General features: G+C 62.4%; 11 protein-coding genes. 5 read left to right on the plus strand and 6 right to left on the minus strand.

Going from position 1 to position 13067, the window contains the following annotated elements; all coding sequences use genetic code 11:
• Together rpoC and HY836_RS05090 are read left to right on the plus strand one after the other, a co-directional pair.
• A partial coding sequence (rpoC, locus tag HY836_RS05085) for a DNA-directed RNA polymerase subunit beta' (RefSeq protein WP_290674221.1) occupies positions 1-3099 on the plus strand: 3099 nt, incomplete at its 5' end.
• A gap of 187 nt (positions 3100-3286) precedes the next feature.
• Complete coding sequence (locus tag HY836_RS05090) at positions 3287-3985, plus strand: hypothetical protein (RefSeq protein WP_290674223.1); 699 nt, start codon at positions 3287-3289, stop codon at positions 3983-3985.
• Here HY836_RS05090 and HY836_RS05095 read toward each other — a convergent pair.
• From HY836_RS05095 to HY836_RS05115, 5 genes are all read right to left on the minus strand, one after another.
• Positions 3900-5795 carry an ATP-binding protein gene (locus HY836_RS05095; protein WP_290674225.1) on the minus strand — a complete coding sequence of 632 codons (1896 nt, stop codon included), beginning with the start codon at positions 5793-5795 and terminating at the stop codon, positions 3900-3902. The genes HY836_RS05090 and HY836_RS05095 overlap by 86 nt on opposite strands.
• Positions 5796-5939: 144 nt before the next feature.
• The gene (locus HY836_RS05100) at positions 5940-6485 is read right to left on the minus strand and encodes a DinB family protein (RefSeq protein ID WP_290674226.1); all 546 of its coding nucleotides are present in this window, start codon (positions 6483-6485) and stop codon (positions 5940-5942) included.
• A gap of 137 nt (positions 6486-6622) precedes the next feature.
• Positions 6623-7240, minus strand: a complete 618-nt coding sequence (locus tag HY836_RS05105; RefSeq protein ID WP_290674227.1) for a PEP-CTERM sorting domain-containing protein — start codon at positions 7238-7240, stop codon at positions 6623-6625.
• Positions 7241-7433: 193 nt separating this feature from the next.
• Complete coding sequence (locus HY836_RS05110) at positions 7434-8150, minus strand: DUF6748 domain-containing protein (protein ID WP_290674228.1); 717 nt, start codon at positions 8148-8150, stop codon at positions 7434-7436.
• A gap of 131 nt (positions 8151-8281) precedes the next feature.
• Positions 8282-8638: a hypothetical protein gene (locus HY836_RS05115; protein ID WP_367114628.1), complete on the minus strand. Its 357-nt coding sequence runs from the start codon at positions 8636-8638 to the stop codon at positions 8282-8284.
• Positions 8639-8670: 32 nt separating this feature from the next.
• On the opposite strand from HY836_RS05115, the gene HY836_RS05120 reads away from it, so the two are divergent.
• Together HY836_RS05120 and HY836_RS05125 are read left to right on the plus strand one after the other, a co-directional pair.
• Complete coding sequence (locus HY836_RS05120) at positions 8671-11160, plus strand: DEAD/DEAH box helicase (RefSeq protein WP_290674229.1); 2490 nt, start codon at positions 8671-8673, stop codon at positions 11158-11160.
• A 115-nt stretch (positions 11161-11275) separates the two neighbouring features.
• Positions 11276-11548, plus strand: a complete 273-nt coding sequence (locus HY836_RS05125) for a hypothetical protein (RefSeq protein WP_290674230.1) — start codon at positions 11276-11278, stop codon at positions 11546-11548.
• Between the two features lie 180 nt (positions 11549-11728).
• Here the strand turns inward: HY836_RS05125 and HY836_RS05130 are convergent, their stop codons facing one another.
• Positions 11729-12385, minus strand: coding sequence for a PEP-CTERM sorting domain-containing protein (locus HY836_RS05130; RefSeq protein ID WP_290674232.1), 657 nt, complete (start codon positions 12383-12385; stop codon positions 11729-11731).
• Between the two features lie 349 nt (positions 12386-12734).
• Between HY836_RS05130 and rpsL the strand changes: the two genes are divergently transcribed.
• Positions 12735-13067 (plus strand): 30S ribosomal protein S12 (rpsL, locus tag HY836_RS05135; protein WP_290674234.1); only part of this gene is annotated, 333 nt, incomplete at its 3' end.

Below are 13067 nucleotides of genomic sequence, written 5' to 3' on the forward strand. Positions count from 1 at the left end.
CTGGAAGCCATGGGCATCGCCACCACGATCAAGGCTGCCAAGAAGGAAGTCGAATCGGGTACGCCAGTCGTGTGGGACATCCTTGAAGAAGTGATCAAGGAACACCCCGTGATGCTGAACCGTGCGCCTACGCTGCACCGTCTGGGCATCCAGGCTTTCGAGCCCGTGCTGATCGAAGGCAAGGCCATTCAGCTGCACCCACTCGTTTGCGCGGCCTTCAACGCCGACTTCGACGGTGACCAGATGGCCGTTCACGTGCCGCTGTCCATCGAAGCGCAAATGGAAGCCCGCACGCTGATGCTGGCCTCCAACAACGTGCTGTTCCCAGCCAACGGCGAGCCCTCCATCGTCCCGTCGCAAGACGTGGTGCTGGGCTTGTACTACGCCACCCGTGAGCGTATCAATGGCAAGGGCGAAGGCATGATCTTCTCCGATATCCCTGAGCTGCAACGCGCTCTGGATAACGGCGTGGTTGAGATCACCGCACGCATCAACATCCGTCTGACCGAGTACTCGAAGAACAAGGACACGGGCGAATTCGTCCCGGAGACCAAGCTCGTCGAGACCACGGTTGGTCGCGCCTTGCTGTCCGAGATCCTGCCCAAGGGCCTGCCTTTTGCGAACATCAACAAGGCGCTCAAGAAGAAGGAAATCTCCCGCCTCATCAATACTTCGTTCCGCAAGTGCGGTCTGAAGGAAACGGTGGTGCTGGCTGACAAGCTGCTGCAAAACGGTTTCCGCCTGGCGACGCGTGCCGGTATCTCCATCGGCATCGACGACATGTTGGTTCCGAAGGAAAAGTACGGCCTGATCGAGCGCGCCGAAAAGGAAGTCAAGGAAATCGAACAGCAGTACGTCTCCGGTCTGGTGACCGCTGGCGAACGCTACAACAAGGTGGTGGACATCTGGGGCAAGACCGGCGATGAAGTCGGCAAGGTCATGATGTCGCAGCTGTCCAAGCAAAAGACCATCGACCGCAATGGCAACGAAGTCGATCAGGAATCGTTCAATTCGATTTACATGATGGCCGACTCCGGTGCCCGTGGTTCTGCTGCTCAGATCCGCCAGTTGGCCGGTATGCGGGGCCTGATGGCCAAGCCTGACGGCTCCATCATCGAGACCCCCATCACGGCGAACTTCCGTGAAGGTCTGAACGTGTTGCAGTACTTCATCTCCACCCACGGTGCTCGTAAGGGTCTGGCGGATACGGCGTTGAAGACGGCTAACTCGGGTTACCTGACACGTCGTCTGGTCGACGTGACGCAAGACTTGGTGGTCACCACCGTCGATTGCGGTACCGATCAAGGCATCAACACCCGTGCGCTGGTTGAAGGCGGTGAAGTCATCGAGTCGCTGCGCGACCGTATCCTGGGCCGCGTGCCCGCGATCGACGTGCTGCACCCCGAGACCCAACAGGTCGTCATCGCCGCCGGCACGATGCTGGACGAAGATGCGATGGACGTCCTCGAAGCCGCTGGCGTCGACGAAGTCAAGGTCCGCACACCACTGACTTGCGCCACACGCTTCGGCCTGTGCGCCAAGTGCTATGGCCGCGACCTGGGCCGCGGTGGTCTGGTGAACTCCGGTGAAGCTGTGGGCGTGATCGCTGCGCAGTCCATCGGTGAACCTGGTACCCAGCTGACCATGCGTACCTTCCACATCGGTGGTGCCGCTTCGCGCGCCGCCATCGCATCGAGCGTGGAAGCCAAGTCTGACGGCATCATCGGCTTCAATGCCACGATGCGTTACGTTACGAACGGCAAGGGCGATCTGGTGGTGATTTCGCGTTCCGGCGAAATCGTCATCTCCGACCAGCACGGCCGTGAGCGTGAGCGTCACAAGGTGCCGTACGGCGCGCAGCTCAATGTCAAGGCCGACCAGACCATCAAGGCTGGCCTGGTGCTGGCAACCTGGGATCCGCTGACTCGTCCGATCATCACGGAATTCGCCGGTAAGGCCAAGTTCGAGAACGTCGAAGAAGGCGTGACCGTGGCCAAGCAGGTGGACGAAGTGACCGGTCTGTCGACCCTGGTCGTGATCGATCCGAAGCGCCGCGGTGCTGCCAAGGTGATCCGTCCTCAGGTGAAGCTGCTCGACGCCTCTGGCGCCGAAGTGAAGATCCCCGGTACCGACCACGCCGTGACCATCGGCTTCCAGGTTGGCGCGCTGATTCAAGTGCGCGACGGCCAGGATCTGTCGCCTGGTGAAGTGCTGGCTCGTATCCCAATCGAAGGTCAGAAGACCCGCGACATTACCGGCGGTCTGCCACGTGTGGCGGAACTGTTCGAAGCCCGTTCGCCCAAGGACAAGGGTTCGCTGGCCGAGATCACGGGTACCGTGTCCTTCGGTAAGGAAACCAAGGGCAAGGTTCGCCTGCAGATCACCGATCCCGAAGGTCAGGTCTGGGAAGATCTGGTTCCGAAGGAAAAGAACATCCTGGTGCACGAAGGCCAGGTGGTCAACAAGGGCGAATCCATCGTCGACGGCCCGGCCGATCCGCAGGACATCCTGCGTCTGCTGGGTATCGAAGAGCTGGCTCGCTACATCGTCGACGAAGTGCAGGACGTCTACCGTTTGCAAGGCGTGAAGATCAACGACAAGCACATCCAGGTGATCGTTCGCCAGATGTTGCGTCGTGTTCAGATCACCAACTCCGGTGACACCAACTACATCGTTGGCGAACAGGTTGAGCGTTCGGAACTGCTGGACACCAACGACCGCATGCGCGCCGAAGGCAAGCTGATCGCCACGCACAGCGATGTGCTGCTGGGTATCACCAAGGCTTCGCTGTCGACCGACTCCTTCATCTCGGCCGCTTCCTTCCAGGAAACGACCCGCGTGCTGACCGAGGCTGCCATCATGGGCAAGCGCGACGAGCTGCGCGGCTTGAAGGAAAACGTCATCGTGGGTCGCCTGATCCCCGCTGGTACCGGCATGGCCTTCCACCAGGCTCGCAAGGCCAAGGAAGAGATGGACGACAGCGAACGCCGCGCCATCGCCATGCAGGAAGCGCAAGAGCGCGCTGCGATGGAGTTGGCCGCCCTGGATGGTGACGATGCCGACGAGGCTGCGCCTGCTGAAGGCGGCACCGCCGAGTAATCTCCGGCTGCTGCTTCCCTGAAGCACAAAGCGCCAGGCCCGCAAGGGTTCTGGCGCTTTTTCTTTGGGCGGCCGATCAAGTCCCTGTTCACAAAGTGGGTCAAACACCCGTTTTATCTGCCCATTTATGAGGCAGCGCCCCTTCTATCGTCAGTGCCATGGTGTGACACATCTGGAGCATGTCGACATGGGCACGAACGTCAATTCACAACGCAGTACCCTTTCCCTGGATGTCGAGGTCCAGGTCGTCGTCACGGAGGCCGAGTTGGCAGAAGTGGGCCAGGTTCGTGAGGCGGCATACGGCCATCACCTGGGCCAGACCGTGTCGGGCTTTGCCATGTCGGCCGATCCGCTCGACCGGGTGCCCGGCACCGTGGTGGTGCTGTGCCGAGACAAGGCCACGGGCAAGGCGGTCGGGACAGCCCGCATCCAGCCAGCGGGTGCCGGTGCCAGCTTGATGATCGAGCGCAGTGTCATCCTGCCTCGCCAGTTGGCCGCGCAAGCCCGCGCCGAAGTCACGCGTCTGGCGGTGCTGCCAGGCGCCTCACCGCAGATCAAACTGTGCCTGATGAAGGCGGTGTACCTCTACTGCGAAGCGCACGACATCGATTGGCTGGTGATCGCCGCGCGCAATGAGGCCTTGTCGCGTGACTATCGGCGCCTGGGCTTCAAGGATTTCCTGGCGCCTGGCCAGATGGTGCCGCTGGCCCATGCGGGGCACCTGCCCCATTTTGTGTTCACGATGGACCTGCGTGCCACCCGCGAAGCCTGGCAGCGTCAGGGTCACCGTTTGCATCATTTCATGTTTGCAGCGATGCCCGAGGCGTTCCCAACGTTCCGTCGGGGGGCGCCGGGGCTTCCCCTGGTTCGTCGGCAGGCCGCTTGACCGCATGGTCTGACCACCGCCGGATGATGCTGCTGAGATCTTCCAGGGTGCAGGGCTTGGCCAGGAAGTCGTCCATGCCAGCGGCGAGGCAATCCTGACGTTCTGCATCGGTCGTGGTCGCCGTCAAGGCGATGATGGGCACGCGCGGGAGCCCCATCTCCCGCTCCTTGAGTCGGATCAAGCGGGTGGCCTCATAGCCGTTCATCACGGGCATGTGGCAGTCCATGAGGATGAGGTCCGGACGATGGACCAGTTGCAAGGCCTTGGTGAGTGCACCTGCACCATCCTGAACGCGCTCCGAATCTACGCCGATGATTTCGAGGAAGTTCGTGGCGACAAGCGCATTGACCTCGTTGTCTTCGGCCAGCAGAACCCGACACGAGCTCGGCTGGTGAGGGCGCTGCGGACTGCTGGGCGCCGTGGACACTGCTGGGGCCAGCGCGTTCGGCAGGCGCGCGGTGAACACCATGGTGGTGCCCGCCCCTACCTGGCTTTCGACGGTGATGTCGCCTTGCATGGCTCGCGCAATGTCTCGTGCGATGGTGAGCCCAAGGCCCGCGCCTTGTGCAGCCTGATCGGAGGAGTTGAGGTCCGATTGCTGAAACGCGTTGAAAACGCGGGCGAGATCGGCTGTGGGGATGCCTCTGCCCGTGTCGCGCACCGTGGCTTTGACCATGCCGCTGAGCCCGTCTCGCTCGATCGCCAGCGTGATCACACCCTGTTGTGTGAATTTGATGGCGTTGCCCAGCAAGTTGTGCAGCACCTGGCGAAAGCGTGCCGGATCACCCATCACCCAGCAAGGCGAGGGCAGTTGCCCGGTCACCTCGAAGCGCAGTCCTTTGTCTTCGGCTCGCATGGTGTAGATGCCCACCAGTTGTTCGATCTGGGCAGACAGGTCATGCCTTTCGTGGCGGATCAGGAATTGGCCGGACTCGATCCGGGAGATGTCCAGCAAGTCGTTGATGAGGGACAACAAGTGGGTGCCGGACGCCTCGATCAGCTCGATGCGGCGCAGGGCTGTGCCATCCTTTTCTGCCAGGTGCAGCAACTTGCTCATCCCCAGAATGCCTTGCAAAGGCGTGCGCAATTCGTGGCTGATGTTGGCCAGGAACTGCGTCTTGACGGCACTTTGCCGCACCGCCGTCTTGAGCGCCTCTTCCTTTTCGTGGGCGAGTGCTTGCGCATGCAGGCGCAGCGTGATGTTCTCCACCACGCGGCGCTCACTGCGCATGGCGGTGGCGATCTGCAAGCCCAGCAGAAGCCACAGGCCCAGGCTGCCCAGGTCGCTGAGTGCATCGCCTCGGATCATCATGCCGATCGCCGTAGGCGCCAGGATGGGCACGGCATAGCCGGCTGTGAAGCGGGCGCTGACCTGGAGCCCGAAGGTCGCCACACAGGCAATGCATGCCAGCGATGCGACAAAGAACGAAGGCAGCGGCTGAGGGGACAGGGCCGAGACGTACAGGCCTGCAGCACCCCACGTCAGGCCATCAACGACCAAGGGCAGCCATGTGGCCCGGGCCCATGCAGATGTGGGCTGCGCCTGCCTGGCATAGACGCTGCCCTGAACAATGCGGAATGCGGAGACCAGCAGTTTGACGATCAGCCAGGTATCGACCACGACGTTGGGCGCAGCCTGACCTCTCAGCGTGAGGGCCAAAGCGATGGCGAAAGCCGATGCCGCGACCACGCCGATGCGGGCATGTGCCCAGATCATCCGTAGCTGCTCTGCTTCAACCTGTTTGCGGACGCGCTGTGCCTGGCCATGCCCACCTTGTGGCAAGCGGTCAGGGAAATGGAGTGGGAGCATGCCTTCACGCGATGGTGAACTACTTCTGCCTGGACGCCGTACCCGAATAGCTAGGCACTGTGCGCCAAAAATGGGCGCAGGTCCAGAGGAGGGTGTTCAAGGCGCCACATCGTCTGTCTGGTGCGTGGGCCCGTCCCTGCGGGCTCAACTGGATGCGGCGGTGTAGACCTCATGCCAGTGTGGCATCAGCGGGATGTCCGTGACGCCCACATCCACGCCGAACTGACTCAGCAAGGTCGTGATCTGGCCGCGATGATGGGTTTGGTGGTTGAAGATCTGCATCACGGCGGCCACATACGGCATCGTGATCTGTTTTTGGTAGACCACGCTGAAGAAACTGAAGCTGCAAGTGGCCTCGACCGCGGTCAGGCTTGCCGCCCAGTCCAGCAAGGCTTGATCCATGGCCTCACGCGCGGTCCGCAAGGTGTCGAAGTCCTCGTGCAACTCCTGCGAGGGTGACGTCATGGTGACGGCTTGCCCTTGCATGCGCTGCAACCAGGCACCATCGCCCAGCAGCAGATGGTTGAGCGTGCCATGGACGGACTTGAAAAAGGCCCCTCGATCAGCCTTGCGCTGTTCGTCGGACAAGGTGGCGGCAGCATCGTAGAGCTTGCCGTTCATCCAGCGGTTGTAGTGCGCCATGCCAACGGCGTAATCCCGCAGATTCCAGCTGTGCGGCGTATCACTCATGTAGTACCTTCCCTGTTCGTCAATCTGATGTAGGCCTCTAGCCTAACCGTGATGACGCGAACTGAACAGGTGCTCACACGGGAAACGCCTGTGCGTTGACGCAGCGCCTGAGCCTGGGGTTTCCCTTCACAAGGCGCTCAGCGCGGGCGACGGCGCGCCAGGCTGGTCCCGACCACACCCAAGCCGGCGATCAGCAGGGCATAGGTCTCTGGCTCCGGCACGGCGGCGGTGCTGCTCACGCGCAGGAAGGCCGGATCGCCGCCTTCTGCGCTGCCGAAGGTGAAGCCGGAATAGCCGGTGTACGAGAAGCTGAAATTGGCCGTTGGCGAGTGCGCCAGCAAGGCGGACTTGACCGAGTCCGTCACATCGAAGGACTTCAAGCCCGTGCCGTTTTCCAGGTACACGGTGGCAATGTTGTCCAGGTTGCCGACGTCGCTGCGCCCGGCCGACCAGATGTTGAGGATGTTGATGTTGAGCGTGACCGAACTGATCTGATCCACCGTGGCCTGCAGGCCGCCCAGATCGAAGCTCAGCGAGGTGGCGTAAGCCTGCCCGTCGCCCCAGGCGTAGTCATGCGACACCTGATTGGGGTTGGCCGAAGCATCCCAGCCATTATCGAAGCCTCCACGCCACCAGAAGTGGTGATAGACGCTGTCGCCGGACGCCGTGACGGCGATGTCCTGTGTGGCGGCCAGCGCGTTGGTGGAGACCAGGGCGCACAGCAGCGCCGTAGAGCAGAAAGACTGGATAGACATTTGTACTGCACTCACTTTCGTCAAGACACGACACCGTGTGGAGGCGTCCACCGCCTCTCGATGGACACGGTGTAACTTGATGTTACGAAGTGGGTGCGGTGCGTGTTTGCGCCAACGCAAACCGCCCTATACGTGCCACCGTATCCCCCCGCGAGTGGGTGGGACAGGTGGTGACACGCAGTCCTCAGCCCGATCAGGGCTTGGCTGGCAGGTAAAACTGGCTGGCGATCAGCTTGCTGCCGACGCGCGGCTTGTTGCCTTCCAGCGCAGGGTATTTGACCGGCACGATGGCGCCAGCCGTCAGGATGCCGGTGCTGCCCAGCGCCTCATAGGCTGCCTGGATCTGCTTGTCGCTGGCCCCGCTCAGGCTCAGATCCAGATCAGGATGGACCACAGGCGCGATCACGTTGAGCTTCGTGGCTGCCAGCGATGGGCAAGGCGCCGTGATGCACACGATGCCTGTGCTCTTGACACCAAAGAATGCACCGATGGGCGCACGCGGGCCCTGAGCCTGCCAGGCTTCGGTGATGGTCAGTTGATCGGCGGTGTACAGGCCGGCAGGTGCGGGCTCCAGCACGCCACGAACCAGGGCTTTGCCTTGTGCAAACTGGGCATCAAAGGCGGCATGCTGTTCGGGCGTCCAGCCCAGTGCATTGGTGTTGAGCTGAACAGCGTGGCATTCCTTTTGTCGCGTGCCATCGGCACAGCGTGTCAGCTTCTGGTTGACCGACTTGACGAAGTAGCCGCCACACATCGGGTAGGCACATTTGCGCGCATCCTGGCGGGTGACGATCAGGTAGCTGTCGCGGGTCTGCAGGGCAGGGGTGGTGGCATCCTGTGCCGACGCGGTCAAAGGCGTGGTGGCCAGTGTCAGGGCGCTCAGGGCGGCAAGGGTCAATCGCTTGATCATGGTGGGATCCTCCAGCGGGATGTGATGGGGAACAACAAACCCGGCGGACTATAGGTCGCCCACATGACGATGCCAACGGGGTTGGGGCCCCTGGATTGGCAAGATGTATTGCAGCTTGTAAGCGCGCCGTCTCAACGAGATGCGTCGATGTCCGGCAGCCCGGGGTGAGGCCAGCCCAGCAACTCGGCCAGGCGGGTGACGACCCAGGTTGCTTCTGCTTCTGTGACCGCACCGTCGGGCGAGCACAGGCCTTTGTGGCAGCGCGCCAGCACCTCCTGCTCGTCCACCCCGATCTCCACATGGATGCTGCGGCAGTGTTCCGTGAGGTGTTGCGCCAGGTCTTCGCAGATCTCGTAGCGGTCGCGCAATTCGCGCAAGGGGATGGTCAGCCGCTTGCGGGCATCGCTGTGGAGCGCCGTGAACGACGGCGGGATCTCGATCTGGTATTCATCTGACATGCTGCTTTGTACCTCATGCGGGCAGCTCATTCATGGTGCGTCAGACATCGGACAATCACGCCATGACCGTTTCCCGCCCTGACGCCTGGCATTTCCGGCCCCGCATGACGCTGCACACCCTCACCCGCGGTGACGGCTTGCTGGGCATGCAGGCGCAAGGCCGCTTTGGCCCCCGAGGCCCGCAGGTCACCGTGGCCCGCATCGACTGGACCTACACCGGCCCCGGTGGCGCCTGGTGGGCGGTACCGGCCCCGACCAGCGTGCTGTACGCCCGCCATGGCGAGCAGGTCGATGTGGCTGATGCCCAGGGCCGCCTGCTCGCCTTGCAGCGCGACCCAGAGGCGGAAGCCGATGCCTTCGATGTGCTGCAAGACACGGGCTTGCGCACCTTGCCTCATGATGCCTTGCAATGGCGCGCACCTCAGCTGGCCCAGGCTGCAGGCCAGGCGCATGAGCCGTTGTGGTCGCTGCTGCAGGAGGACCAGTTCGGCGACTTCTGGCTCGAACAGATTCCTCTGCTGCAAGCCAGGGGCTGGTCCATCGTCGTGCGGCCTGGCTTTGCCCACCAGAGCACACCGGTCACCCACTGGCGCCTGCTCATCAGCCCGGAGACGGGCGAGCCTGAGGCCAAAGAGCTGATCGAGCCCTTGCGCCTGCCCGCCAGCGCGGCCATCACGCCCCTGGGTGCACCGCGTCGCGAAGGCTCCTGGTTGGTGACCCTGGGTGTGGAGGTGGATGGCCAGCAACTGGATCTCGCGCCCTTGATCGCCGACCTCATCAAGCGAGACAAACGCTGGCTCAACGCAGCCGATATCGCCGACATCGCGGACGATGCCATCGTCATCCTCAAGGCCCCGGGCGGCAAGCGCATCGAAGCCCCGGCCGCGCCCCTCAAGGCCATCGTGGGCGCCATGGTCGACCTGTTGATGGACCCACGGCGCCGCGAAGGGCCGATCAAACTCCAGCAGTGGGATGCCGTTCGCGTGGACCGCCTGCGCGAGCAGTTGTTCGACACGCAGGCCGCGCGCGCCGGTCGGCATGGCGCCTGGCAGTTGCAGGGCGACGCGGGCTTGCACGAGCTCACTAAAAGACTGCGAGCCGCCGGCACGCCGCAGCCCGTGCCTGCCCCTTCAGGCCTGGGCGTGACCCTGCGCCCCTATCAGCAACAAGGCGTGGCCTGGTTGCAGTACCTGCGCGAGCAGCGCCTGGCCGGCATCCTGGCCGATGACATGGGCCTGGGCAAAACCGCGCAGGCGCTGACCCATTTACTGATTGAGAAACACGCGGGCCGGCTGGACTTGCCCGCGCTCATCGTCATGCCCACCTCCCTGGTCTTCAACTGGCAGGCCGAGGCCAGGCGCATGGCGCCCTCACTGCGCGTGCTGGTGCTCCAAGGGCCCGAGCGTGCCGGCCTCATGGCCCGGGTCCCCGAGCATGATGTGGTGCTCACCACGTATCCACTCGTGTGGCGAGACATCGAGCAGCTCGCCGAACACTTCTTCCACATCGTCATCCTGGACGAGGCCCAGACCGTGAAGAACGCGGCCAGCAAGAGCGCCGCAGCCATTCGCCGGCTGCAGTCGCGTCACCGCTTGTGCCTCACAGGCACCCCGCTGGAAAACCACCTGGGCGAACTCTGGGCCCAGTTCGATTTCCTGATGCCCGGCTTTCTGGGTGGCATGCGCAGCTTCCAGCGCCAGTGGCGCGACCCCATCGAGCAAAACGGCGAGACCCTGCGCGCGCAACTGCTGGCCCAGCGCGTGCGGCCTTTCATCCTGCGCCGGCGCAAGGCCGATGTGCTGGCCGAGTTGCCAGCCAAGACCGAGGTGGTGCAGCAACTCCAGCTGGAGGGGCAGCAAAAGGCCCTGTATGAAAGTGTGCGCGTGGCCGCCGACGAGATGGTGCGCAAGGCCTTGAACAAGCAAGGCTTTGAAGGCGCGCAGATCGCCGTGCTGGATGCCCTGCTCAAACTGCGTCAGGTCTGTTGCGACCCCTGGCTGGTCAAGGGCCGCAAGATGCCCAGAGGGATGGAGCGTGCCAAGCTGGACTGGTTGCGCGACACCCTGCCGGCGCTGCTCGACGAAGGGCGCCGCGTGCTGGTGTTTTCTCAGTTCTCCGAGATGCTCGGGCTGATCGCAGACGAACTGGTCGACCTGGGCCTGCCTTTCGTGACCTTGACCGGCGACACCCCGCCGCCTCAGCGCGCTGAAACCGTGCGCCAGTTTCAGGACAAGCAGGTGCCCCTCATGCTGGTAACGCTCAGGGCTGGCGGCGTGGGGCTCAACCTGACGGCCGCCGATACCGTCATCCACGTGGACCCCTGGTGGAACCCCGCCGTCGAGCAGCAGGCGACCGATCGCGCCCACCGCATCGGCCAGGATCAGTCGGTCACGGTTTACAAACTGGTGGTGGCCGGCAGCATCGAAGAGCGCATCCAGGCCTTGCAGGCGCGCAAGGCGGCGCTGGCCGAGGGCGTACTGGGCCAGGACGGCGCCCGGAGCATCAAGTTCAGCCAGACCGATCTCGACGCCTTGCTGGCGCCGTTGGCGTGACGTTTAACAACACTGCGCAACAAGTCCGAAAAATTGCATCTTGTTACCTAGGGTTTTCACTCACTACCGCGCGTTTTCCCTTAGACTGCATTCCATCGAATTCAAGGAGTTCATCATGGCTCAGACAGGTATCAAGCTGCATCGCGTCTCGCACCAGGCTTCGGCTGATCTGGCGCACAAGCAACTGGAAGTGGAAAAGGTCGGCGTGATCGTCGGTTTCCTCGCGGGGTTGCCTTTGGCCGTGGGCACCGTCAGCGAAGCGCTGACCGCGCATGGCGCTGCTGATTGGCTGATCGGCCTGGGCATGGTCCTGACCGTGGCTGCCACCACCTCGGTGGGGTTGCGCATGGGTGCAGCCATCGCGACGCTGCTGGGCAAGCGCGACTGATTACACTTTTTTCTTGCATCCGCGCCTTGAACGCGGGTGCCCAGGCAAAACGGCTCGGTCCTGTTTGGACTGAGCCGTTTTGCTTTTTGGGCCTTGATTCGTTCAAACCAACTGGCCAAAAAAATGGCCGCACGAGGCGGCCAAATATAGGAGCGAGAAAAGAAGTCGTCTCGGCGAAGGTCAGGCCTTGCGGCGACCCGTCACCAGACCGATGCCGACCAGGCCCAGGCCCAGCAGGGCGTAGGTGGCGGGTTCGGGCACGGCGGCAGTCGCAGTCGCATTGATGCCAGCCAGGCGGAAGGCCGACAGATTGCCCGTTGCCTGAATGGTGAAGGTCGTGCCGATGGCGTTGGGCAAAGAGAAGGTCTTGAGGATCAGGCCGTTGTCGTTGTTGTTGGCCAGTCCCACGGTGGTGCTGCCGTACTTCACGGTGGCGTGATCCAACGAATCGAGCTGAGTCACGAAGGGAATCACGACACCGTTTTCCCACCAGGAGAAACGCAGGCTGTCGAGCTTGACCTGCTGGTTGAAGGTCAGCGTCAGGTAGTCACCTGTGCTGCTGAACAGACCGCTGTTCATTTCACCTGGATCCAGCAGGCCGGTGGTCACACCCAGGCCGTCCCAGCGACGGTCCACGTCAGCTTGCTTGCCATCAGCGGTGAAGGCGCGCACGGTGACACCCAGGCTGCCAGCCGTGAAGTAGGGCGCGTGTACCACTTCATCGAACACGGGGCCCTCGAAGTAGAACTGGAAGGTGCTGTTGGGAACGGTAGCGTGTGCGGCCAGAGGGGCCAGCATCGCCAGGGACAACCATTTCGCTTTTTGGCTCAGAGACATGCTCTCTCCTGTAGTGGGGAACGCAGGTTCTCCTTGTCCCTGCATCAGGGTTTGACTTTAACCAGTAATGGTTAGGTCTGGCATCCCCATTGATGCGGGGGGGGATTTCGGAAATCCGTGACAATTGACACGCTTTACCCCTTTGGTAGAGACATCTTGCGTCCCAAGCCCGCCTGGGGATACAATGGAAAGCTTTTCGGCCTTCGCCTGGCCTTTCGTTTTTCGAGATTTTCTCGAAACGGAAGAGGGTGCTGGCCGTTTTGTGCTTGTCTCAAGCGTGGTGGGTCGTTCGTTCAAACACCTTCCAAGTGCTTGATTTTCAAGTGTTTTTTCAACGGGAACCAACTAAATGCCAACGATCAATCAGCTCGTGCGCCATGGCCGTCAGGTCGAGGTCACGAAATCCAAGTCGCCTGCGATGCAGAACTGCCCGCAGCGCCGTGGTGTGTGCACCCGCGTGTACACCACGACTCCTAAGAAGCCTAACTCCGCTCTGCGTAAGGTCGCCAAGGTGCGCCTGACCAACGGTTTCGAGGTGATTTCCTACATCGGCGGTGAAGGCCACAACCTGCAAGAACACAGCGTCGTGCTGGTTCGCGGCGGTCGTGTGAAGGACTTGCCCGGTGTGCGTTACCACATCGTGCGCGGCTCCCTTGACCTGCAAGGCGTCAAGGACCGTAAG

The organism is Aquabacterium sp., from assembly GCF_016234775.1.
Lineage (GTDB): Bacteria > Pseudomonadota > Gammaproteobacteria > Burkholderiales > Burkholderiaceae_C > Aquabacterium.

Excerpts from the sequence above, each read along its gene's own strand:
- HY836_RS05090 (WP_290674223.1), top strand. The coding sequence starts at position 3,287 with ATGGGCACGAACGTCAATTCACAACGCAGTACCCTTTCCCTGGATGTC.
- HY836_RS05095 (WP_290674225.1), bottom strand. The coding sequence starts at position 5,795 with ATGCTCCCACTCCATTTCCCTGACCGCTTGCCACAAGGTGGGCATGGC.
- HY836_RS05100 (WP_290674226.1), bottom strand. The coding sequence starts at position 6,485 with ATGAGTGATACGCCGCACAGCTGGAATCTGCGGGATTACGCCGTTGGC.
- HY836_RS05105 (WP_290674227.1), bottom strand. The coding sequence starts at position 7,240 with ATGTCTATCCAGTCTTTCTGCTCTACGGCGCTGCTGTGCGCCCTGGTC.
- HY836_RS05110 (WP_290674228.1), bottom strand. The coding sequence starts at position 8,150 with ATGATCAAGCGATTGACCCTTGCCGCCCTGAGCGCCCTGACACTGGCC.
- HY836_RS05115 (WP_367114628.1), bottom strand. The coding sequence starts at position 8,638 with ATGAGCTGCCCGCATGAGGTACAAAGCAGCATGTCAGATGAATACCAG.
- HY836_RS05120 (WP_290674229.1), top strand. The coding sequence starts at position 8,671 with ATGACCGTTTCCCGCCCTGACGCCTGGCATTTCCGGCCCCGCATGACG.
- HY836_RS05125 (WP_290674230.1), top strand. The coding sequence starts at position 11,276 with ATGGCTCAGACAGGTATCAAGCTGCATCGCGTCTCGCACCAGGCTTCG.
- HY836_RS05130 (WP_290674232.1), bottom strand. The coding sequence starts at position 12,385 with ATGTCTCTGAGCCAAAAAGCGAAATGGTTGTCCCTGGCGATGCTGGCC.